At 71.7% G+C, this 973-nt stretch carries 1 protein-coding gene and 1 pseudogene; both read left to right on the top strand.

The window, feature by feature from the left end:
* Positions 1-98 (top strand): annotated as a pseudogene (locus tag IF30_RS0140310) (roadblock/LC7 domain-containing protein); the annotation flags it as partial.
* Between the two features lie 161 nt (positions 99-259).
* Entirely contained in the window at positions 260-919 is a 660-nt protein-coding gene (locus IF30_RS0140305) for a DUF742 domain-containing protein (protein WP_078892070.1), read from the top strand.
* The last annotated feature ends 54 nt before the right edge of the window (positions 920-973 follow it).

Below are 973 nucleotides of genomic sequence, written 5' to 3'. Positions count from 1 at the left end.
GCCTCGTCGGCTACGAGATGGCCCTGCTCGTCGACCGCGCCGGCGCCGTCCTCACCCCCGCACTCCGCGCGGAACTCCAGGGCAGTCTCCTGCACTGACGGTTCGTCGGATACCGTCCAGGTATTCGAAGTACCTCCGCGTCCTTCCCGGGCCCGCTTCGGCGGGCTCGGGTTCGGACGTTGTACGGCCTTCGCACCACCGGCTCCGGACCTGCGCCGAAGCTCGCACCGCACCGCCGCACCTTGTGAGGAGAGGAACCGTGACACCGCCCGACGACCGCAGCGGCCAGTACGGTCTTCCGTACCCTGGCACAGGCCATGACGCCTTCGGAGCACCCGGCGTCGGCCACGGTCAGCAGTACGGTCGGCCTCAGTACGGGCAGCCCCAGCACCCGTACCCCCGGCCCGAGGAGCAGTACGGCCAGTACGACCAGTACGACCAGTACGCCCAACAGCAGCCCTCGTACGACGCCCCGGCGCCGGGCTACCCGACTCCGGCCCCGGCACCCGAACCGGCACCCGGCCGCCGGACCGCCCAGGAGCCCGGCCACGTCGAGGAGTTCGAGGACGAGCCCGACTCCGGCCCGCTGATCCGGCCGTTCGCGATGACCGGCGGTCGCACCCGGCCGCGCTACGAGCTCGCGCTGGAGGCCCTCGTCTCCGCCGACGTCGATCCCCAGCGCCTGGCCACCCTGCTCCCCGAGCACCAGCGGATCTGCACGCTGTGCACGGAGGTCAAGTCCGTCGCGGAGGTTTCGGCGCTGCTCTCCCTTCCCCTGGGAGTGGCCCGCATCCTCGTGGCCGACCTCGCCGAAGCCGGCCTGGTCGCCATCCACCAGCCCGCTTCCGGCGGCGAATCCGGAAACCAGCCCGACGTCACGCTGCTCGAAAGGGTCCTCAGTGGACTTCGCAAGCTCTAACGCGGCCGCCCCCACCCGCGCCACCACCTCCGCGAAGATCGTCGTCGCGGGCGG

Origin of the sequence: Streptomyces sp. NRRL S-350 (assembly GCF_000719705.1) — a bacterium.
Taxonomy (GTDB): Bacteria; Actinomycetota; Actinomycetes; order Streptomycetales; family Streptomycetaceae; genus Kitasatospora.
Note: the sequence above shows the minus strand (reverse complement) of the source record. Positions and strands in the feature narration are given on the sequence as shown.